We start from the raw sequence: 22,039 nt of genomic DNA, 5'->3' as shown, positions 1-22,039 counted from the left end.
AGATTGGGAGTCATCATCATAGGGAGTGCCAAGAATTTTGTGTAAGCTCAATCATCTAATTATTGGTGAAGCATCCTGGGAACTCGATAGCAAATCTTCCTATAGCTGCCTTTAATTTCCACACCTCCAAATTAAGCTTTCCCCTAAAACTCCCCTAAGCATATCCCCAGAAGCTACACTAATTTTGTCTTGGTAGAGGATTCCTGATGGCTCCCCAACTCATCTCGCTGAAACCAAAACCGCCAGCCCAACCTACGCTGAAAACCCCAACAAACATCGAATCAAACTCTGCATATTCAGGCAAGACGGCATTCCCAACGATTGCACGGAAAGATGATCTGCCATTAAAGCGCAAGCCATCTCCAGATGCTGGAGACGATGAGCGCAAGCGTGAATCAGCCCCTATCCACATTCACCGAGAACCCGATTTTGCGCGGAGAACTCAGCGAGGATATACAGCTCGGCATACAACTAGCAGAACCCAACCCCCCAGAGTATCCAGAGCATTTGAGTCCAAGTTCAATGCCCTTGAGCGCAGACAAAAGAATCTGATCCAGCAGACCAAGCAAAAGGGTCAGCTTGAGTATCTGACGGTTTCCCAAAGCAGCTTAGGGAATTTTTGGATCACCATCGAAGGTAGTGGTAAGCCATTCATCAAAATTTCGTTTGAAACGCCCGAGTTTTGCTTCGAGTGCGCTTTGGAGTTAGAGAATACGTTCGATGTGTTGCAGGTAATCAAGCTGCGACCAGGGGAAACTATCGAGAGGATCGAGGAGATGATCGGGGTGTGGTTGGACCGGGAACGGGTGTGTAGAGTTTGGGGGTGAATGAACTGGGTGTTTTATGCCAATCCTTTGAGATGCGCTCTATCGCTGAATTTATAAGGCTTGTACTCCCTCACGCAGTTTTACTCGCTCTAGCTCTACAGGGATTGGTTTGTAGGTGAGTTTAGAAACGACTACAAACGCTATGAAGCCAACTACAGGACTAATCAGAGTTGGGAACCCATCAAAATTGCTAGTGAAGAGACTATTGGGGATGTAAAGCAGTGTATTCTCAATACCAAACATTGTTGGCATCAAAGCAAAAAGAATCAATCGGGTTGTTGAGCCTGCAAAGATACAGGCTAATGCCCCTTGACGGGTAGAATAGGACCAAAATAACCCACCTAACAAAGGTACTACTAAGCCCGCAAACCCCAGATCAAAACCTAGCAGCAGCAGCACTCCGGTCTGAGGTACTCGTAGGCCCAAGAACACACCCAATAGAGTAATTACAAGCGACAATAATCGGGTTACTAAGAGGAGACGATCACCGCCACCACGTCCATGAGTACCCCCATGACGAATTCCGAATACGTTGTGAGCTAAGACCGAAGAGGTACCCAGGATTGCACCATCCGCAGTGGAGAGAGAGGCTGACAAAATAGCCACTAGAACCAGCAATCCCAACACTGGCGGCACCACATTTTGCAGCAGAGCAAATAGTACGGGACCATCAGCTACCACATTAGCCCCTTCAAGAATGCTGTTAGCCGACAAAGCAATGACTGAAAAGGGAATACCCACAATTAAAGTACCAGCAGAGGCAACATAGCAGGATCTTCTAGCTGTTTCTGGGCTTTCTGCTGCAAAAATGCGGGCCATAAAATCTATCGCGACCATATTGCCAAACCCTAATGCCAAAAGACTAGCCCAATTAACTGCTGCACCTGAACCAACTGAAGTCAATTGTTCCAGGGCTAGTGGGCCAGTCCCTGGAGCAATATCTAAGCCAAAGTTAACCAATACAAATGCAAGCAATCCCAAAGCACCCACCAAGGCAATCAAGATTTGCATCGCATCCGTATACGCTACAGCGAAGAGTCCCCCAGAGACGGTATAGGCAAAAACCAGAGTCGCTAGCAAAGTAATACCACCAACGTAGCTAGTCCCTAAAAATGTCTGGAACATGAAACCGCCAGCGACTAGGTTTCCCGCCAGCAGGAACGAAAAACTAATGGACATAATGCAAGAAGCAATGAGTTCTACTCGTCTGCCGTACTTAACTCGATAAAAATCGGGGATGGTAATTAACCCCATACGATTCATGGGTTTAGCCAAAAAAGTCCCAGTCAAGAACAGACACAGAGATAACCCAATAGGCAAGGCCGCCCCAGCCCAAAAGCCAAATTCTGCAGATAAGTCGGTATTACCCAATGTGGCATTAGAGTCTACAGATTGTGCCATTAGTGTAGCGGCAGCTAAAGGCAATGCTAGCCCTCTTCCAGCCACCAAAAAATTCACACTATCGCCTTTAATTTGCTGAGAAGCCCAGACTCCTATACCCAACGTTCCTAGGAGAAATATAATAATTCCCCAGGAAAAAACTGAATGTTCCATTGATTTATCTCCAGAATAAATATTGAAACTTCAAACTCAACAATGAATAAAAGCCCAAGAGAAACGATGACCAAAGTAAAGGTCAACAGAATTCTCCCGGGCTTTTATCCCTCCGTGAACCAGAGTAGGTCGTGTTTAGACTTTGGCTGGCTGCATCTCTTGGACCGAACACTCAGCTTTTAGGCTGAGTTGGAACCCTAGATGCAAAAATATAAATAGTTTTGTCTTGGAGCTAATAACTAAGAAATGATAAATCTAGGATATTGATTTTTACTTATTACTTAAATTAGATGTTAGCTTTATACAAAAATATCATTGAAGCAAGAGATAATAAGTATCTTTTGATACGATTTTCCCTGATACTGATGGAGTTAGCATAAAAAGTTAGTCTACAAAAGATGTTTGTAAAACCCGCTCGGCGCTTGCCTTGCTGGGGGTTTGTTTAGGGTTGCTGTTCTGAACTCTTGTGAATGTCACTAGAAGGTGGTTTTGAGGAACAGTGACTATCGGTGGTTTCCTTGTTTGTTAAGCATTCTACTCCCTTTGCTTTGTCTTCCCCAACCACCTGAATCCCTACCCTACAAGTACTAAAAGCAATTGGCAGTCTGACTTTCAAGACTTGTGGGTATAGCATAGTTCATGAGGGAATAGGAAAGCTCAACTCCCCATAGGTTTAGCAAAACAATACTTTATTGATTTACGACTTTTCAATTACCACGATTAGTAGTTTACTCTAGAATTTCCTGGCTTTTATTGAGAGTGGCCTTGTCGGAAACTGTGTCTAGTTGTCGGCGAATTCCAGCTTGAAAAACGACTATGGAATCTGTAGCCATTGCCCATTTCAGCAATATCTTCAACTGATTTGCATCAGAAATGGCAGCCACCTCCTCAATGATCTGAGGAGAAACAGCACCAAAACGAACCATCAATATTTCTACAATTGCCCCGCCAATGGATTCTTTAGAACCAATTCTCAAATCTGATGTCTGCCCATTCTCAGGTGAAAATTGAGTTTTAAGAGTTGCTAGTTCTTGGTCTCGTTGATGGACTGCTGTGACTAATTGTTGTAATACTTGAGCCAAAGTTCCTAATTCATCATCGCGATCGCAAATCTCATCCAAATCCAGTGCATGGGGGTCAAATAGCTGATTTTCAACTACAGCGGCTGAGGCGGCTGTAATCATATAAATTTGGGCCAGGGTCTCAGCGCTCTCCTGGTGATTACGAGCCAGTGAATCGATGACTTGGTTATAACGAGTCGCAATATGCCCCACTTCTGTAAAAGGCTCAACGGGAACTCGTAAGCTTAAGTCAGAGGTTTTGGCCTGCTGATCCATCACCTGAAACAGTTCATAGGTATCGGTCTTAGCATGATGCTCAGAGATATTGAGTCCCAGCCGCTCATCTTCAGCGCTGACCCTCAAAGGTACAAATCGATTGACTGCAGATAACAGCAACCAGGAGAGGCCAAAGGCCCAAGCAAAACAAACCCCAATCCCTAATAGTTGCACCAGCAGTTGGCTGGCACGGTTCATCCCTGTCTCACTTAACTGGCCAAAAAGGGCAACACATAGCGTGCCCCAGGCTCCTGCTCCGCCATGGACTGCGACAGCATCTACTGCATCATCAATACGCAATCGGTGTAGCCCATAGGAGACCCATAGGGCGACGGCTGCCCCAGTACTGCCGACGACAAAAGCCAACGGTGTTGCCACAACATGGCAGCAGGCTGTGATAGCGACTAGGCCCGCTAACGTGCCATTGATCAAAGATTCCACTGCTAGAAGACGGTGTTGGAGCCAGCTTAAAAGGGCTGCCGTCACCATGCCAGCAATGCCCGCAATCATGGTGTTCAGGATAATCCCAGGCACCTGTTCATTGAGGGCCAAGGTACTGCCGCCATTGAACCCAATCCAGCCAAACCATAACAGCAAGGCTCCAAGTACCGAAAAGGGTAAATTAGACCCTTGGATCTGGGTTGCCCCTTGGTCCGAAAATCGTCCTTGACGAGACCCGACAATGATCAAGGTGGCCAGGCTCACCCAAGCCCCCACGCTATGAACAACGGTGGATCCAGCAAAATCAATAAAACCTAAATTTTCCAGCCACCCGCCAGTATTGTTCTCCACCAGACTATTCCAGGCCCAATGGCCAAAGAGCGGATAAATTAGACTGGATACCAAACTGGCAATGATCAGGTAAGCGACAAATTGTAACCGCTCTGCCACAGCTCCGGAAATAATGGTGGTGGCGGTGCCACAAAACATGGCCTGGTATAAAAAGAAAACAATGAGTTTGGGGCTTGACTCACTGGATGGGAAATACCTCGACCCACCCAACCAGCCCCCTTGAGATGCACCAAACATCAGGGCATAGCCAAAACACCAAAATAGAGCCACCGATAAACCAAAATCAGCCATATTTTTGACGGCGACATTGATGCTATTTTTCGATCGCGTTAGGCCAGACTCCACACACATAAATCCGGCTTGCATCAAAAATACCAAGCCAGTGCAGAGCAACATCCACAGTAGATCAATCATCTGGTCTCAACTTTTGGATTGGATAGTTCAGATCTCAGCTCATAGCGGCTAGCAAATTTGGGCAGATCTCCTTGATGGCCCAGGACAATCAACACATCCCCTAGCACTAAAACAAGGCCATACTCAGGATGATTAATGGTGGTGCCATCTCGGCGTCGGAGGGCAATCACTACAAATCGTCCTTTCCCTCGGACTTCCACCTCACCAATCGTTTTACCCAGTAGAAAGCAATTCTCTTGAATCATCAGCTCATCGATTTTGAGGTTGAGCTGGGTGAGCATCTCATTTAAGGCATGTCGTTCGGTCGTCTGGGAAAGAACATCAACAACGGTGGGTTGGGTAATCAAGTTCGCGATCCGATGGCCACTGACGCTGGAGGGCAACACCACATGATCGGCCCCTGCCAACCGCAGCTTTTTCTCCGTTTCCGCTGACTCACCTCTGGCCAAAATCAAGAGCTGGGGATTCAGACCGCGGGCCGTTAAAGCAATAAATACATTCGTGGCGTCGTCCGGGAGGACGGTGGCTAAAACTTTAGCCTGGTTAATCCCTGCAGCCTCTAAGGTCACTTCATCGGTGGCACTGCCAGTCTGAACCAGATATCCTTTGGTCTCAGCCGTTTGTATCCGTTCAGAATTGTTATCTATAATTACAAAAGCCTGTTGGGCCTGGTCTAGCTGTTTCGCTAACACCTGGCCGATGCGTCCATATCCACAAATAATGGCGTGATCTTTGAGTTTGGCAATAATCCGAGATTTCCGCTGAGTATCAAAAGCGCGATTTAACTCCCCTTCTGTGATCATTTGCACGAAGCCTCCGACGATATAGACAACGGATGAGGTGCCAGCAACGATTACGAAAATGGTGAAGTAGCGTTCGGCAGGTGTTTCCAGAGGCCGAACTTCGCCATACCCCACGCCAAAGATGGTGATCACGACCATGTAGATCGCATCCATGACGGGCCAGCCTAGGGCGACATAGCCGATTACGGAGGTGAGAATTGCGATCGCAAATAAGGTTACCCCCGTGCGAATCCGTTGAAAGGCCCTATGCATGGATTACATTCTTTCCCTAGCCAGGAAAGCCCGCAGCATCACTCTTTTATTACTGATTTCGTGAACTGGTGTTCACTCTACTCCTCTCATGCCAGCACTTTTGTGCGCATCGTTGCATAATGGTGCGGCACCATGGGTTTGGCCCAGAAAGCATCGGACTATACACCCTATGCCCAACGTTAGTAGACTGTGATTTCAAAGGAAGATCGCATCATAGTAGGTGGATTAAATCCGCAATACTGTTGAGAATAAATGCCTGATTGGGGGCCTTTAGCTCGTCTCTGGGCAGATATTTTCTAGTTCTCACCAAACAACCTTGTAAATTTGCATTGATAGCGGCTTCAACATCAGCTGTTACATCGTCCCCCACCATCAAGCATTGGTTAGCAGGATAAGGGGTTGTGTCGTAAATAGTGGTTCCGGGTACAACAATCCGCTCAGTTTTATCAAAGACTATGCTGCTAGTCCGAAGATTTGATTGATGAAAGAGATCTGTCCCATTACATCATCCTTACCCACATTGTTGATCTGACCTTTACGGATCATGTTCATCGCTTCATACCCTTTCAAAGTTCTTCTGGCAGAATTGAACGATCCAAAACTCATGCCAGGATTCACCAGACGTTTTATCCCTCGATGATCCTGCTCCACTATATTGTTGAGGTATTTGACCTGCCGTACTGTTTCGCCTTCAGGGATACGTTCCTCTTCCTGTAACTGCTCCACAGCAGGGGGATACGCTGGATTTTTGTCCACATTGATCACCCGAGGTTCATGGGTATGAACTGCATTCAATGCTTTAGTCAGAAATCGTTTTGCAGCCTTGGTATCTCGCTTTGCTGTGAGTAAGAAGTCCAGGGTATAGCCGTCAGAGTCAACTGCTCGATAAAGGTAGCGCCACTTTTTGCGGATTTTGACGTAAGTTTCGTCAACTCTCCAGGAATCATTGGTAGGCTTGAGATGCCGACGACAGCGCTTGTCCAGCTCAGGGGAGTACTGAAGAACCCACCGATTAATAGTGCTGTGATCTACTTCTAAACCTCGCTCCATCATCATCTCTTCTAGATTCCTATAGCTAAGAGGATAACGGCAATACAAACGGACATTAAGCAGGATGATCTCAGATTGATAGTGACGCCATTTGAATAGGTCAGCAGTTTTCATTGACTGGAAAGAAAAGGAACAAAGTCTCTCAATTTACCACTGCCTTTCGGCCAACACCCTATTTTTGCGACACAACCCAGTTAAAGTGACGTAGAGCGAGTCTAATGGGCCTAATCGTTGCGTAGACACAGCCGGAAGATAGGTGTTATCGTGTAGCCTCTAGGCAATCGGCTAACCCATTCTACTTGTGAATTTTATCTGAGTCTGACTGCTAGCGGCATGGTGAAACATTATCCAGGCGATGAATATGCTCACCAACGTCATGAATATCTTGAACTCAGAAAAATTATTCAGGATCTACCCAATTGAGCATTGAATATGCTGTTATACCTGAGATTGCTCAAGAACTAAATCAAATATGAATATTGGATTTTTTAGGTACGACTACTATCTGATAGTTGATTTGGAGGCGACTTGTTGCAATACGTTTTCTATTCCGCATAAAGAAACTGAAACCATTGAAATTGGCGCCGTAATTGTAGAATCAGTAGGGTTAGAGATAATCGATGAATTTACGGTTTTTATTAAACCCATCAGACATCCGAAGCTGACAGATTTTTGTACAGAGCTAACGACGATTAAGCAAACAGATCTTGAGGATGCACCTACGTTTCCACAAGCAGTCGGGACCTTCAAGCGTTGGTTTGAACAATACGAAAATTCTGTTTTTTGTTCATGGGGCGACTACGATAAAAATCAACTTGAACGGGAATCAAAGTATCATAAGATTCCCTATCCCATGGGAGAGGAGCACTTCAACCTCAAGAAGCAATTCTCTTTGGCATTAAGAACCAAAAAGCACTACGGTATGGCTAAAGCCTTAATGACGGTTGGATTGTCCCTAGATGGTACGCATCATCGTGGCATTGATGATGCCAGAAATCTAGCTAAATTAATGCCGTTCATTATTGGGCGCAAGCGCATACCAAAATTAGGCTCTTGAACCTAAGTTCGGATGAGGTAGCCATTTTCTACGATTTTATGTCAGACCATACAACTGATTTAGGGTATTTATATGATTAACCTGAAATATGAGCTGTTAAAACTATCATAAATATCTGACAGGATTAATTAAGTAGTTAAATCACCACACTTTGAAAATGCTCATCATTATTCCGTTTTTCAGGCATGACAAGACTGACCTCCGTTAAGACTTTAATTGCAGAATCTGAAAAGCAATCTGAGATAGTTGAATTTGGCCATGGATCTGAGTAAGAAATAGGGGTATTTAAGGCTAGTGATGTTGGATTCTCTCTAGAATCTGAGGAGACTTTTTGGGCGAGGTGACAAATGTCACTGAGGTGGCTAATGGAGATCACGTTTATAGCCATTCAGAATCACAGCAAAGCAACATCCAAACGTTGTATCAGTACCTATAGCTAATCATAACCAAAAGGTGGAATTAGCCTATCAGATTTCTTCTGCCATTGATAAGCTCAGTATGCCCTCCACAAAAGAACCACTATTAAGCTCTTTAAGTAAGCCTGTAAGACTTGCCCTGTATTACTTCATGAGTGTGATTGCTCTATCTATTGTGGGTGGTTTTGGGGTTAACTATGAGCTTTGGGGATATTGGTATAAGCGTCCTGGCATCCTCGATGAAGCAAAGACAATCGAGAAGATTGAACGATATGTTCTAGTACGGACATCGGACTGTAGAAAACCTAAAGAATGTTCATTCATAGTTGACCCTGACTTACGTCTCTCAGATATTCTGAACTATTCCTCCGATAAAGACTTGTATAAGCGGCTCCAAAGTTATTTGCAGTCAAAGGGAGTTCTACCCACGTTCTCTGATAGAGATTTAAAGGGAGTTCCGGATTTATATACTGCGATGGTAAAGACTCCTATTGTTGTTACTCCTAGCAAGAACTTCTCCCACCATAAAATCTCAGGGATTATTTTGATTGGGAAAACGTCTTTTGGTGAGAAACGTGCATTTATTAGTGCCATTGGTTCTCAAATCTCGGACGGGTACATACCCTACTATGAAGCAATTTTTAAGATAGGGGCGAATAATCAATCGGTTCAATATTTAGAAGGTCAGCGTTTTTTCTTTGATACGGAGATGGATGAAGGTTTTCTTACAGTTGCTGTAGTTTTTATTATGATTTTGATGTTTGGAGGTATACCAACGGTAATTGCCATAATTATCGATGATATTTTGAGTCAACGTAAAAAGTTATTTATGAAGTGAAGAAATCTTTGAATTCATACTGTGTGATGAATAAAGAAACGATTATGCGAGTTAGTTATAAATACAGTATTGATTGCGATGCTATTGATTCCATCTCGACGTAGGAAATTGACGATTCCTATACCTATGCTTCAAGCGCAGCAGCGACTTGACTTAAGGTTCAGTGAGGATATCTATCTTGAAGGAAGGAGTTGGAGAGAATCTCCTCGATATTACCGAGGAGATCTCAATGGAAATCATCTATCCATGATTGGCCCGAAAAAAATTAATAGTGATTCTTTTTGGTTTCGTGCTCAGGGAGAATTAACAAGTCACTCTAATCAAACAATTTTGCATTTTAAAATCCAGCTAAATCATCCATATCTCTATATCTTGATATGGGTTTCAATGATAGCTTCTCTGATAGCTTTTCTTGTTCCAAAATTCGGGTTAGTAGGATATAACTTAACACTTTTTTGTGTTGGATTTTTCTATGTGATGGTTCAGTGGTATTTGCAATACTATTCTAATGAAATTTGCCAGTTAATCAAAAATGTCATCACTGACTCACCTATAAATTCTAGCTTAGATCAATTACAGAAAAGTTCTTTAAATCCATACCTAGCACGACAGCATAAAATCCCTAACTATCTTCCTCAGGCTATCTTAGTAACAATTTTTTGTTGTGCCCCTCTAGGGAGCATAGCAATTACGTATGCAGCTAGGGCAATTTCAAAGTATAGGACAGGTGATTATAGAGGTGCGATGAAAGCATCAATTGTTTCAAGAAATTGGTGTTGGGCTGCATTCTTATTTGGTATTTTAGCTTACGTTTTGATTACGTTATTGGTTACAAATAGTTTTTAATTTTGAATGGAGTACTGCTTGGTTTGTATAGCGATACTGGTTTAGATTGCAATAGATTTTTGAGTGAGAAAAATGGAATTTATAAACTACGTATCAAATCTGAAATCTCTTCTTTTCCCTGCGGTGTATCCACGAGAGATACAAGAGTTGCCAGATGAACTCTGTATGCTCTTTACCAGAAAAACCGGAATAACTTCACGATATGCTTTAGCTATAACCCTATGGGATGGAAGCAATAGTGGCCATGAATTCCTAGAGGAACGGCGTCGTTTGGTTTCTAAGAAGTTGTCTTCTATGTGGATGTTTGCTGAGGTGGGCCTATTTCTGGTGGTGTTGGGAGAGAATGCTGACTGGCAAGATCGTCTGGCTGAAATGTCACCAGATCAAACAGGGCTTCATGCAACAACCATTCAAGGAATTCACTACGTAAACACACTTAATGGTGAATTCGAAGTTAAGCAGAGTGCTTGGGGGCCAGTAACCTTTGGCAATGCCGAAGTCTTATCAGACTTGATCGCTTCCATTCCCATAGAGGGATAGCTTACAACGATTCTAAACGCTCTTGTTGCACACAGGCTCCATCGGTTGGATCTGGGGGATTATCATCTGGATTTTGCTTCTGAAATAAGCGGGACGATAACCCCGTTCTGTAGATAGTCAGAGGAGCTATCCTAAGCGATTAATCGCCTTGGATAGCTCCTCTAATCCCATATGATTGGAGAGTATCGTTGCAACAGCAATATACCTGAGATGAGATTTGACTATCGGTTGCAAGTTTTTACACTTGGTATAGCGGCATTGGTTGCCACTCCCTTTCAGTCGGCCCAAGCGTTGAGTGCGAGGGAGGTGGGGAAAATTGCTCAAGGGGTAACCGTCCGTATCGAAGGTCAAAATCCTGGATCAGGGGTGTTGGTTAAGAAGCAGGGAGAAACTTACACCGTTTTAACAGCCGCCCATGTAGTGGAAACGGAAGATGAGTATGAAATCATCACCCATGATGGTCAGAGCTATTCTCTGGATTATCAGCGAGTCAAGAAATTCCCAGGTGTGGACTTAGCCCTAGTAGAATTTGAAAGTCAAACAAGTTACACCATAGCTGAGATAGGTGACTCAACCCAAGCCCTATCCGGCACCCCCATTTTTGTCTCGGGATTTCCAGCCCCCACCACTGCCATAACGGATCGGGTGTTTAACTTTACCCAAGGGAGTATCACTGCCAATGCAAAACGCCCATTGGCTGATGGGTATGCATTGGTATATAGCAATAGCACCTTGCCTGGGATGAGTGGTGGGGCCGTCTTAGATGAGCAAGGGTCACTGATTGGGATTCATGGTAGAGCGGATGCTGAACAACAACAGCAACTGACGGGAGCGGTTTATCTAAAAACAGGCTTCAATCTTGGTATTCCTATCAGCACTTACTTGAGCTTTACCGATCAAGGAAAAACTGTTCCAAGTAGCCCCTCTCCATCCATTTCTGAAAGTGCTGAACTAACCGCAGATGATTGGTTTTTGCGGGCGGAAAAAGCACGGCAACAAAATGATAATAAAGCTGCAATTGAACTCTACACCCGTGCAATTCGACTGAATGCTGACTATGCTAATGCATACAATAATCGAGGCTTACTTCGGCAGAACTTCAACGATAATAAAGGCGCAATTGCTGATTTTGAAAAGGCGATTCAATTGAATCCGGATGATTCTTTTGCGTACAATAATCGAGGTAATGCTTTGTCTGAGCTTGGTGATCGCGAAGGTGCGATTGCTGACTACAGCAAGGCGATTCAACTGAATCCAGTTAATGCAGGTGCTTACTACAATCGAGGCATTGATCGGTACAGACTTGGCGATAATAGAGGCGCGATTGCTGATTTTGAAAAGACAATTCAACTGAATCCAGATAATGCTCTTGCCTATAATAACCGGGGCAATGCTTTGTCTGAGCTAGGTGATCTAAACGGGGCGATTGCTGACTATGACAAGGCGATACAGCTGAATCCAGATTATCCAGGTGCTTACTATAATCGAGGCAATACCCGTTTCAGACTTAGTGATCCCAACGGTGCGATTACTGACTATGACAAGGCGATTCAGCTGAATCCAGATCATGCGGGTGCCTACTATAATCGAGCCATTGTTCGGCGCAGTCTTGGTGATCGCAAAGGTGCGATTGCTGACATGACAGAAGCAGCACAGTTATACAAGCAACTAAAGAATCAAAAAGGCTATGAAGATGCTATGTCAATGCTAGAGGCACTCCCTCCATAATCCAGAATGTCTTTGGGGGTGACAAGGAATTCACAAGGTAGAGTGATGGATTCTTTATGTCAGTTAAGGCTTCTCCATTAATATTTCTATCCTGAGAATTTTGTCTTTGGGTTTAGGATTAAATGTATGTGATTCGGTTTCTAATGGGAGACTGTTGATGAAGCGTACTCATGCTTATAAGCCAGAAAAATCTAAGTCACAACCGATACCTCAACCAATATCATCAGATCAAGCTCAATCAGCAACACCAGTTCCTCCCCCTCTTCAAGCCAAAACAAATGAAGAGGGTTTGGCTGAATGGAAAGCTCAACAGGAGAAGTGGGAAAGGTTTGGAACGCCTTGGAAAGATAAGGTTCCCAATCCATCCGGAGAATTGGTACAACCCTGGATTCAGCGGAAGCTAACCCTTGGACAACCGGGAGATAAGTATGAACAGGAAGCGGATCGGGTTGCTTCCCAGGTAGTACAGCAAATTAATGCCCCTTCTTTATCCCAATTCAATCAAGGGCAATCTGTACAGCAAGAGAAAGAACTGGAAGGTGGGATGCAAGCGAAAAGTCTTCGTGCTGCTATCCAGCGTCGTCAAGCAATGACAGATGAAGAAGCATCAGCAGATTTAGAGTCTGCAATCAATAGTGCGAGAGGCAGTGGAAAGTCTTTGGATGCAAGGTTGCAACGGTCAATGGGTCAGGTGATGGGTGCTGATTTTAGTGAGGTGAAGGTGCATACGGATACCCAGTCAGACCAATTGAATCAATCAATTCAGGCGCGGGCATTTACAACAGGTCAGGATGTATTTTTCCGAGAGGGAGCCTATCAGCCAGGAGATCGTGGAGGGCAAGAGCTAATTGCCCATGAGTTAACCCATGTAGTGCAGCAGGTTGGCACTGGCAATCCCATCAACAGCAAAAATTCTCAAAAATCAGGAACTGGGGGATTTACCCAAAAGAGTCTATCGGATGAGCTAATTCAACGAGCATTATGGACAAATGCTCCGGCAAAATTCAGGACTGATAATGGTAATGATCAGATCCCTAATTCAGAATACAAGGTTGGATCTGGTGGTTACCAGCGGTATGCTCCGATCAACATACATCGGAATATCTTAAACCAGGTCTATCATGAGGGTCCAAGAAGCTTTGTTTATATACGAGGAGAGACCGAACAAAGTATTAAGGGAAAAGCCTTTGACGCCTTGTGGGATAACCCTTGGGTTACAGGCAAAACGGGGGATGAGGTCTATTTCAATAATGACAATCAAACAGAAGCGAAAGTAACCGCCTATATTACTCCACAAGAGGGAGATACAGTGTATGACTTGAACGTTGCAGAAGATGGCAAAGGGAGTGGCCAGCATGTGGGGCATGAAGTTGAAGATCTAGGTCAAGCGTTGCCGACCTTAGATGACTCCAATGAACACGCCAAAGTTAAGAAGCAATATGGATAATCTGGGCTAACAAAGTCCCGATTATTGTTATATATGCGCCCTTGAATTGGAGAACACGTTCGATGTATTGCAGGTTTTAAGTCTGCGGCCAGGGGAAACTATCGAGCGGATCGAGGAGATGATCGGGGTGTGGCTGGACCGGGAGCGGGTGAGTAGGGTTTGAAGTTGAGAGTATTTATAAACTTACGTATGTACATACGTATTTAAGTGCGTAAGATAATACATGTGTAAATACTTACAGAGCATTTGATTCCCGAATCCCACGAGCTTCAGCCGTGGGAGTGGATCAAATATTTGCATCATTAAACATTCTGTCTAAGGCAATTCCAATAAGCTCTGACATATTACGTCCGGTTGATTGGGATAATTGCTGAAGTTTGTTTTTCCGACTGGGAAGGATGGTAATTGTCATTGGCGCAGGCTTTTCTTGAGGCGTCAGAGACAGTGAATCAATCAAACCATTTGGAGCATCGTCTTTAACCTCTGTAGGCGTAGTGGTTGTTGGGGTCACCGTCTCAACGGAAGCCTCTACATCTGTTGCTTCTCCTGATAGAAATGCTTTTGCTGCTTGGTTCAGCGGTTTTCTTGCCATTACATAATCTCCAATAACTCAGTAAATAACTTGTTGAATTCCCTCGCCGCATCTTTGGCAGCTCTACCTTTCATTGAGAAGACGGTCTGACCTTGACCAAATGAATCGATGATCACTTGCTTGAAATGGACTATCGTTTCAAGAGTGTCTACTTCCTTGATGTCTTTCAGAGCTTGCTTCGTTTCATCCTTTAAGCGAGTATTTTTACCTGCTCTGTTTATGAATAGCGCTCCTTTTGGCAATCCACCCCTAACTTTCTGCGCTTGCTTGACGAGGCGAACAGTTTTTTGGCTTGGATGTAGATCCAAGCCCGCTGGGGGGACTGGTAGTAGTGCGAAATCACTCACTAACAAAATTGCGCGAGTAATTTCATCAGTTTTTCCAGGACTATCAATGACTACATAGTCAAACTCATCGGCGAGGTCTCCAGTCTTATCAATTAGGTCGTCCGCAGAAAACATCAATGTGCATGGGATATCCAATTCTAAGGACTCAATCCATACAGATGAGCTTTTCTGAGGATCGGCATCAATGACGCACACGTTGTAATCAGCATTCTTAAGCCAAGTCGCCAGATGTACACAGGTTGTACTTTTTGTACTTCCACCCTTTTCATTGACTAAGCTAATGATCTTACCCACATACGTAGTCTCTTAAATGTTTGCATAAGCAAGCTTATACGTATGAGCATATTTATGCAAATGCATACGCAAATACATGAGTACAGGCTTATGCGTGTTTATAAGTAAATGCTGATAGACTTCAGTATGACTAATATTACGTATTTCTTTGTTTATGCATTTACGTATACATGTACATAAGTAAATACTTAAATATTTAAATGCCTATGTGTGCAAACTACTATCTTATATATTTGGATTAAAATCTTAGATTGAATCCCTTTAGGGGCTTACGATTCAGATTATTTTTGATTAAGTCCAGGTCTTAAATTTTTTGGAGACGACTTTGCGATCGCAACATTCTCACAACCTCAACATCCATATAACCGAAGAGCAGATTGGATTCCTCGCCTACCTTTTCCCAAACGACGACCCAGAAGATGCCCTGGTCAAGCTTCTTGAGAGAGCCAGGAAACAAGCTATTCGACAAGCAGAGAAACAGATTAGAGTCTTACATCTGGGCCAAGAATCCGAAGAAAACCAAGGAGAAATCCCAGAAAAACCCATTAGCCAGGGGGATGATTGGGTGGAGAATCCAATCGGGCAATTGCAGGAGCTGTGTCAAAAGCAGCAGATTACTTTGCCCAGATATGGGTTTTCGGAGAGACCAAACGGGTTCAGTTGTAATGTCCAAGCGATGGGCCTTCAAGAAAATGGTGAAGGATCATCTAAGCAGGAAGCAAAGACAAAGGCAGCGAGGGAATTGCTGTCGAAGATAAACAGCCGTCTGTAAGTTTTGAAACGTTACCTTTAGCTTCGGCGGTTGTCCCGTTAAACTGGCCGTGAAATGAGCGGAGGATATCAGCCTTGAATTCTTCAACAACGCTTCTCAAACCCAAGCTAGTCCTCCAAAAAACTTCAAGCCCGATCATCCAGATCCCATCAAAGCATTACAAATCGGTGCCCCTGCCCACGATTCAACCCCGAACCAACCAGCAGAGATCTCTGAAACCATCAGCCAGTCTAGAAAGAAGATTCCAAAGACTTGATCTTACCAAAAGCGAATTGCTCAAAAGACCAGGAAACGAGCCAAGCTTGAGTGCTTGAGAGTATCAAAGATAGGGGCTGGGCAATTTTGGATCATCGAGAGAGGTTCACGAAAACCTTTTGTAAGAGCAGTTTTTGATACTTCTAAATATTGCTGGGAATGTTGTTTGGAACTTGAGGCTACGTTTGATATTCAGCAAGTGATCGAGCAGCGACCAACAGAAGCGATGGAGCGGATCGCGGAGATGGTCGGAGACTTTCTCGATCGCGAGCGAGTGGCCTTATCTTGGGGTTGATCAGTAAGAGACCTTTGGTATCAATGTGAAGGTGGGGTAAGACAAGATTCTTAAGCTGCTTAATGGTTAGAAAAATGGACAAGGTCTTCACAGATTGGGTCACAGTCAAAAATTTAGATAGCCAAAATCGTTCCTTATTATTCCGCATGGGAGGGCAAGATCGTGCTGGAGTAGTGGCCAAAGTTACTGGGTTATTGGAACTTCAGCACCTATATGTTGAAGCCATTCAGTTTAATCTGATTTTGCCAGAACAAAACCAATTTGAAATGGAAATTCTTGCCAAAGGAGCCTTAGAGGATTTGACCTGCATTCAGGGTCGCATCCAAGCTAATCAATTTCTGCAGCCAGTCTCTAGCTCCCAAAACACCTGTCTCTATTGGCCGCAGGCTTACATGATGCATCTTGCCTTAAACACGCCAGACCAAGAGGGTCTTATTGCCAGAATATCGAATATTGTCAGTACCCCTCGCAATACCAACATTCCGTTCAGTGCAGGGAATTTTGTCTATTTAGTAGGCATTACCCATAATTCCGATGGTCCTCAGGGAGGCACTGCCTATTTTAGTGTACGAGCCAACATAGCCAGTCAGTCTTTGGAGGTGCAACATCAGATTCAGAATCATCTATTGGAATGGGCTAAAGAGAGTTGTATCGAAGATGATTTGTGGATTCGTGATCTCAATCCTTGAGTGAGGTAGCGGTACTTTTTTGTCTAAGATTTAGCGAACATAAGATATGGGTCGAATATTTTATTTTCAGATTTAGACAAGACAACCGATTGCCCTGACGCGTTAAAGACAAGGGTAAAAGGATAAAAGAGGGCGAGGATTATGGAAGAGAGCTCGGCGCTGAACATACGATTCGAAAACCGAAAACGTAACTGCGGATATCGGACTCATCGGTGCCGCGAGACGCAGAGCGACAGTGTCTCGGATCAAGGTACCAAGAACCGCCCCGTAGGACTTTATTAGGATTAGTATCATTTTCATCTATCCATGCACTCCCATCTTCTGGGGCACCTGTATAGTTGTCGTGCCAAGTGTCTTGGCACCATTCAGCCACATTACTGTGCATATCATGTAGCCCGTAGGCATTGGCATATTTGAAGTGATCTACAGGGGTGGTCTCTTCCCGATATTTCCCTTTAGGTCCATCGTTGTAGATATAGTTTCCATCGAAATTAGCGATGTCTGTTGTCAGGGTCTTGCCGAAGTAAAAGGGAGTTGTGGTTCCCGCTCGACAAGCATATTCCCACTCTGCTTCACTCGGGAGACGATAGGTGCGATTCGTCTTTGCAGACAGACGAGCACAAAACTCTACTGCCTCATGCCAGTTCACTTGCTCTACGGGACGATTGTCACCCTTGAAGTTAGATGGATCGGGGTTCAGTTCAAGATTGATTTCTGGGTAACTGGCAACGATTTCCCATTGAGCCTGAGTAACGGGGTAGCGACCCATAAAAAAAGTTGAGACATCTACTGGGTGCTGAGGGCCTTCTCTTTCCCTTCGTTCCGGTTCATCCTCCGGTGAACCCATTAGGAACTTTCCCACAGGTATCAACACCATAGATAAACCCTTCTCATTCGTCAGGTCTTCAATAAAGTATTGGACCATTTTGGGTTCAGGTCGGAGGATCAGCTCTGGCATATCGGATCATTCAAATATCTGATGGGGCAGTCAACTCTTCAGTCTAGGCTAACCAAGATAAACACCCTGGTTTGATTTTCGGATGTAGAGCATCACTGGAATAGTTCTGGACTCTTCCCTGGAACGCCCAACAGATTCCATGCTGCTAGTTTTTGCCCATCTTTTTGGTGTGAAGAATCCTCGGTGATGAACACACGACACGAAAACCGATGCTGTTGTCGCGGTAGTGGGGCTGAACATAGTAGCGAGATGCAGAGCGACAATATCCCGGCAGATCGAGCCAAGAGCCACCGCGAAGAACTTTTGACGACTCATTATCATTCTTATATATCCATGCACTTCCATTCTCTGGGGCATTGTTATAGTTGCTATGCCAGATGTCTTGGCACCATTCCCTCACGTTGCCATACATATCACAAAGGCCGTACCTATTAGGTGCTTGAAATTGATCGACGGGAGTTGTTTGTTGGCGATACTCCCCTTTAGGTCCCCCACCATAAGAACCCGACCATTTGTATTCTTCCCAATCTGTACCACGGTAATTAGCAAGATCAGTTGTGATGGTTTCGCCAAAGTGGAAGGGAGTTGAGGTCCCAGCACGACAGGCATATTCCCACTCTGCTTCTGTGGGCAGGCGATATTGACTTTTCGTTTGTTGTGTCATTCGATCGCAAAATTCAACGGCCTCATGCCAACTCACATGCTCAACGGGCAGCTTCACCCCTTTGAAGTTTGAAGGACTTTCCTCCAGCTCAATATTGATCGTTGGCATCTTAGCGACCACTTGCCATTGAGCTTGAGAAATGGGAGTCTTGGACATAAAGAATCGAGAAATCTTAACCAAATGCTGTGGCCCTTCATCATCTTTCCGATCAACCTCCCCGTCAGGTGAACCCATTTGAAACTCCCCTTTGGGAATATCCATCATCTTCAGAGCCTGATCATTCCCCAAGTTTTCAAGATAAAAAGAGTTTCGATGAGTTGCTTCCTGGATAATCCATTCTTTTGCGGTGGCTTGTGACATGGGGTGCGGTAGAGGGTAAGAGGATAAGAGGGAGAAAGGGTTACGGAAAAGGACTCGGCGCGGAACACACTACCCGAAAACCGATAAAGTAGTTGCGGTCACCGGGATAAGCGTCGCTGCGAGACGCGGAGCGACAGTACCTCGGATTGTAGATCCAAGAACCGCCGCGCCTGACTTTACTAGAATTGTTATCATTCTCACCTATCCATGCACTCCCATCTTCTGGAGCACCGTTATAACTCCTATGCCAGGTGTCTTGGCACCATTCCCATACATTGCCGTGCATATCATTTAATCCGTAAGCATTGGCATACTGAAAGTGATCTACAGGGGTTGTCGCTTTCCGATACTTCCCTTTTGGCCCGTTATTATAGGTATAGCCTCCGTTGTAATTAGCAATGTCTGTTGTCAGAGTTTCGCCGAAATAAAATGGGGTTGTAGTTCCCGCTCGACAGGCATATTCCCACTCTGCTTCACTCGGAAGACGATAGGGGCGTTTCGTCGTTGCAGAGAGTCGAGCACAAAACTCTACGGCTTCATGCCAATTCACTTGCTCTACTGGACGATTGTCGCCCTTGAAGTTGGATGGATTGGGGTTCAGTCCAAGATTGATTTCTGGGTAGCTGGCGACGATTTTCCATTGAGCTTGAGTAACGGGGTATCGGCCCATAAAAAAGGCTGGGATTTTAATTGGGTGCCGGGGGACTTCCCAGTCTCTTCGTTGTGATTCGTCGTCTGGTGAACCCATCATAAATTGACCTCCAGAAATGGACACCATTCTCAATACCAGATCGTCACTAAGCGTTTCACAGTAAAACTGGCCTCGCCTCTGCTGGGATTGGATTTTCCATCCAGCGAGTTGAGGCGGGAAAAGCTGCCCAGAGGAATAGGTGAGTTGGGCTGTTTGATATTCAAAGGATTGAATCGTTGGACCGGTTCGTATAGCCAGAGTTTTGACTACAAATTCCTCGGACTGCAATTGAGCTGGAAAATTTGTCTCAATTTCATCTATGAGCTGTGCTGTCTCAAAATGAAGGATTTGTAAGGGTGGAAAGGCTTCCTCAGGTTCAGGATTAGTGTTTTCAGGCTGAACTGGCTCAGGGTTCGGATCAAGCTGCTCAGCTATATCGCGGTAATACCCTCCTAATTGCCTTAAAGTCTGGGTGGCAACTCTGGCAAAGGGAATCGCAACCGCTTGTTGATCCGGGGCTAAATCAGGAGCCTTGGCAATTAAGGCTTCAAAACTTCGGGTTGAAAGCCCTAAACGTTTGGAAATATAGGCTGACACCGCGTCAAGAACTGCTTCAGTCGTATCCCTAAAGACTGTCTCCAATAGGAGCGAACGGATTCCGGGTAAAAAATCATATTCAGGCTGCTCAGGCGAATGAGGATTGCCAGGTCCTGGAGCTTTCTGTTGAAGCTCTAGCAAGCCACTCATATAGATTTCAGCAATATGCACCTGCCGAGACTGGGGCAGCAATGTCTGGCGAATCAGTTGAACGACTGGCAGACTAACGGGAACTGCCGCCATCATCCCCGCCAACTTACTGGCCGTGGGGGATGCATTCGTATGGAACTTACGCACCCGTTCCTCAGGGGACATCTTATGATTGGAAATCCGTTCTAAGACTGATTTGTATTCAGCTATGTCTTGCCAATGGAGTTCGACGCCTGCCACTTGAAATCCGACTTGACCAGCAATGACCCGAGACAATTGATTTAATGGCTCCGGTTCTAGGGTTATGACTGGCAAACATAGAACCTGATTCTTATAAATGTTGTTTAAGGCAATCTTGCTTTGCCCATTTCCCTGCTCTAATGGGTCATCATCCGAGGCGGTTCCTGTTTCCAAATACACATCTAGATCTGAGCTAGGTTCTTCTGTGGCCTGAGAGGATTCTGTCTCAGGTGTTGGCTCAAGATCTAAATCCCCAAACTCATCTTCTTTGTCCCAATCAGCCAGCAGTCGCTCCCACTTCAGCCGGGAATTTGCAACACCCGCAGAAGTAGCGCTTAATTGGATGGGTCGCCCCTGTCCTAAATGGGTGCTGTCCCAGAGTCGCTCAGGCAATAGTTGAAACAGTGCCAAGGGAGAACTACGACCCCAAAGTCCCAGCCATTCCTGAAATTGAGCTGTTTCCCAAAGATTAGACGTACAGTCGCTCACAATCCAAATCACTTGTCGCTGTGTCGGATCTTGAAGAATACGAGGATTGGAATAGTGGCGTTCTGAAATCGTCTGGCCATACCGCCGTGGGGATAAACGAACCCTCCCTACCTGTAGTTGTATTTGCCATGTATGGATCTGGCGAAAGGCTCCCTGGCGCTCCAAGATTTGCTTTAGTTCTAGCAGGGTGTCTTCCCAAAGGAACGTGGAGGGATGATCTTCAATTAACAGGGTCAAATCTAGCCACCGCTCTTTGGCTGGAGTCATTACGGGAGACAAAATTTCCTGTTCTGCATACTGATGAACCGTTGCTGCTTCGTCAAATACCCGTTGCGTAGGAGACGGGATCTTGCGTTTCAGGGGACGTAACGCTCTGGAGAGATTCAGTCTTCCCCTCAGAGATGGGGCAGCAGGGACTTGCAGAGGAAACCCTTCGGGTTTCATTTCAGTTTCAACGGTTTGAGAGGGACTGACTAAAGGGATATCGGGGGGGGTAGGGAGGGCAGCTTCAGGCAAATTCTCAGTAGGTGGAACACTAGATCCAACCTCTTCAGGAATAAGAGGTAGCTGAGGGTCTTCAGGAATGGGACTCTCAACCAATCCTTGTCTTGCTGATGGGCCAATTTTGCTCGCTAACCACAAGGTGTCCGCAAGGTCAGTAACATCCAACTCAACACCAGCCCCCTTTAAGAGAGTCGCAAACCCTCTTATAGGATCGGGAGATGGCTGGGCTGAACTCATGGAT

Annotated in this window: 20 protein-coding genes and 1 riboswitch; of the genes, 10 read left to right on the top strand and 10 right to left on the bottom strand. The window is 45.0% G+C overall.

The window, feature by feature from the left end; all coding sequences use genetic code 11:
- Positions 1-206 precede the first annotated feature (206 nt).
- Positions 207-827 carry a hypothetical protein gene (locus tag AM1_RS36370; RefSeq protein WP_012168293.1) on the top strand — a complete coding sequence of 207 codons (621 nt, stop codon included), beginning with the start codon at positions 207-209 and terminating at the stop codon, positions 825-827.
- Between the two features lie 51 nt (positions 828-878).
- Here AM1_RS36370 and AM1_RS36365 read toward each other — a convergent pair whose 3' ends face one another.
- The 5 genes from AM1_RS36365 to AM1_RS36350 all read right to left on the bottom strand — a co-directional run bounded on the left by AM1_RS36365 (position 879) and on the right by AM1_RS36350 (position 7,143).
- Complete coding sequence (locus tag AM1_RS36365; RefSeq protein WP_012168292.1) at positions 879-2,381, bottom strand: sodium:solute symporter family protein; 1,503 nt, start codon at positions 2,379-2,381, stop codon at positions 879-881.
- Between the two features lie 91 nt (positions 2,382-2,472).
- Positions 2,473-2,593: riboswitch (guanidine-I (ykkC/yxkD leader) on the bottom strand.
- Positions 2,594-3,109: 516 nt separating this feature from the next.
- Entirely contained in the window at positions 3,110-4,924 is a 1,815-nt protein-coding gene (locus AM1_RS36360) for an ammonium transporter (protein ID WP_012168290.1), read from the bottom strand.
- The gene (locus AM1_RS36355) at positions 4,921-5,979 is read right to left on the bottom strand and encodes a potassium channel family protein (protein ID WP_012168289.1); all 1,059 of its coding nucleotides are present in this window, start codon (positions 5,977-5,979) and stop codon (positions 4,921-4,923) included. Before AM1_RS36355 ends, AM1_RS36360 begins: the two co-directional genes overlap by 4 nt.
- A 211-nt stretch (positions 5,980-6,190) precedes the next feature.
- Positions 6,191-6,352: an HAD hydrolase-like protein gene (locus tag AM1_RS39455; protein WP_012168288.1), complete on the bottom strand. Its 162-nt coding sequence runs from the start codon at positions 6,350-6,352 to the stop codon at positions 6,191-6,193.
- Between the two features lie 80 nt (positions 6,353-6,432).
- On the bottom strand, positions 6,433-7,143 hold the full coding sequence (locus AM1_RS36350) for an IS6-like element ISAcma1 family transposase (RefSeq protein ID WP_012168287.1): 711 nt from the start codon (positions 7,141-7,143) through the stop codon (positions 6,433-6,435).
- 358 nt (positions 7,144-7,501) lie between these two features.
- Between AM1_RS36350 and AM1_RS36345 the strand changes: the two genes are divergently transcribed.
- From AM1_RS36345 to AM1_RS43790, 6 genes are all read left to right on the top strand, one after another.
- Positions 7,502-8,086, top strand: a complete 585-nt coding sequence (locus AM1_RS36345) for a 3'-5' exonuclease (RefSeq protein ID WP_012168286.1) — start codon at positions 7,502-7,504, stop codon at positions 8,084-8,086.
- A 453-nt stretch (positions 8,087-8,539) separates the two neighbouring features.
- Complete coding sequence (locus tag AM1_RS36335) at positions 8,540-9,340, top strand: hypothetical protein (protein ID WP_012168284.1); 801 nt, start codon at positions 8,540-8,542, stop codon at positions 9,338-9,340.
- A 246-nt stretch (positions 9,341-9,586) separates the two neighbouring features.
- On the top strand, positions 9,587-10,186 hold the full coding sequence (locus AM1_RS41860; protein WP_238549400.1) for a CD225/dispanin family protein: 600 nt from the start codon (positions 9,587-9,589) through the stop codon (positions 10,184-10,186).
- Between the two features lie 165 nt (positions 10,187-10,351).
- Positions 10,352-10,726, top strand: coding sequence for a hypothetical protein (locus tag AM1_RS40605; protein WP_148216124.1), 375 nt, complete (start codon positions 10,352-10,354; stop codon positions 10,724-10,726).
- Positions 10,727-10,936: 210 nt separating this feature from the next.
- Entirely contained in the window at positions 10,937-12,454 is a 1,518-nt protein-coding gene (locus tag AM1_RS36320; protein ID WP_012168281.1) for a tetratricopeptide repeat protein, read from the top strand.
- 157 nt (positions 12,455-12,611) lie between these two features.
- Entirely contained in the window at positions 12,612-13,901 is a 1,290-nt protein-coding gene (locus AM1_RS43790; RefSeq protein ID WP_012168280.1) for an eCIS core domain-containing protein, read from the top strand.
- Between the two features lie 286 nt (positions 13,902-14,187).
- On the opposite strand, the gene AM1_RS36310 is transcribed toward AM1_RS43790, so the two are convergent.
- Positions 14,188-14,493: a hypothetical protein gene (locus AM1_RS36310; RefSeq protein WP_012168278.1), complete on the bottom strand. Its 306-nt coding sequence runs from the start codon at positions 14,491-14,493 to the stop codon at positions 14,188-14,190.
- Positions 14,493-15,134 (bottom strand): ParA family protein, encoded by a 642-nt coding sequence (locus AM1_RS36305; protein ID WP_012168277.1) that lies wholly within the window; start codon positions 15,132-15,134, stop codon positions 14,493-14,495. Before AM1_RS36305 ends, AM1_RS36310 begins: the two co-directional genes overlap by 1 nt.
- A 325-nt stretch (positions 15,135-15,459) precedes the next feature.
- On the opposite strand from AM1_RS36305, the gene AM1_RS36300 reads away from it, so the two are divergent.
- From AM1_RS36300 to AM1_RS36295, 3 genes are all read left to right on the top strand, one after another.
- Positions 15,460-15,906 (top strand): double-stranded RNA binding motif domain-containing protein, encoded by a 447-nt coding sequence (locus AM1_RS36300; protein WP_012168276.1) that lies wholly within the window; start codon positions 15,460-15,462, stop codon positions 15,904-15,906.
- Positions 15,907-16,327: 421 nt separating this feature from the next.
- Entirely contained in the window at positions 16,328-16,456 is a 129-nt protein-coding gene (locus AM1_RS44155) for a hypothetical protein (protein ID WP_012168274.1), read from the top strand.
- A 74-nt stretch (positions 16,457-16,530) separates the two neighbouring features.
- Complete coding sequence (locus AM1_RS36295) at positions 16,531-17,145, top strand: hypothetical protein (protein ID WP_041661508.1); 615 nt, start codon at positions 16,531-16,533, stop codon at positions 17,143-17,145.
- 139 nt (positions 17,146-17,284) lie between these two features.
- On the opposite strand, the gene AM1_RS36290 is transcribed toward AM1_RS36295, so the two are convergent.
- The 3 genes from AM1_RS36290 to AM1_RS43785 form a co-directional block, all read right to left on the bottom strand.
- Positions 17,285-18,103 carry a formylglycine-generating enzyme family protein gene (locus AM1_RS36290; RefSeq protein WP_012168272.1) on the bottom strand — a complete coding sequence of 273 codons (819 nt, stop codon included), beginning with the start codon at positions 18,101-18,103 and terminating at the stop codon, positions 17,285-17,287.
- A 145-nt stretch (positions 18,104-18,248) separates the two neighbouring features.
- A complete protein-coding gene (locus AM1_RS36285) occupies positions 18,249-19,127 on the bottom strand; it encodes a formylglycine-generating enzyme family protein (RefSeq protein ID WP_012168271.1) in 879 nt (292 codons plus the stop codon).
- 40 nt (positions 19,128-19,167) lie between these two features.
- Entirely contained in the window at positions 19,168-22,035 is a 2,868-nt protein-coding gene (locus AM1_RS43785) for a formylglycine-generating enzyme family protein (protein ID WP_012168270.1), read from the bottom strand.
- Between the last annotated feature and the right edge of the window lie 4 nt (positions 22,036-22,039).

This window comes from Acaryochloris marina MBIC11017 (assembly GCF_000018105.1).
Lineage (GTDB): Bacteria > Cyanobacteriota > Cyanobacteriia > Thermosynechococcales > Thermosynechococcaceae > Acaryochloris > Acaryochloris marina.
The sequence above is the reverse complement of the archived record's forward strand: the minus strand, read 5'-3'. Positions and strand labels throughout refer to the sequence as shown.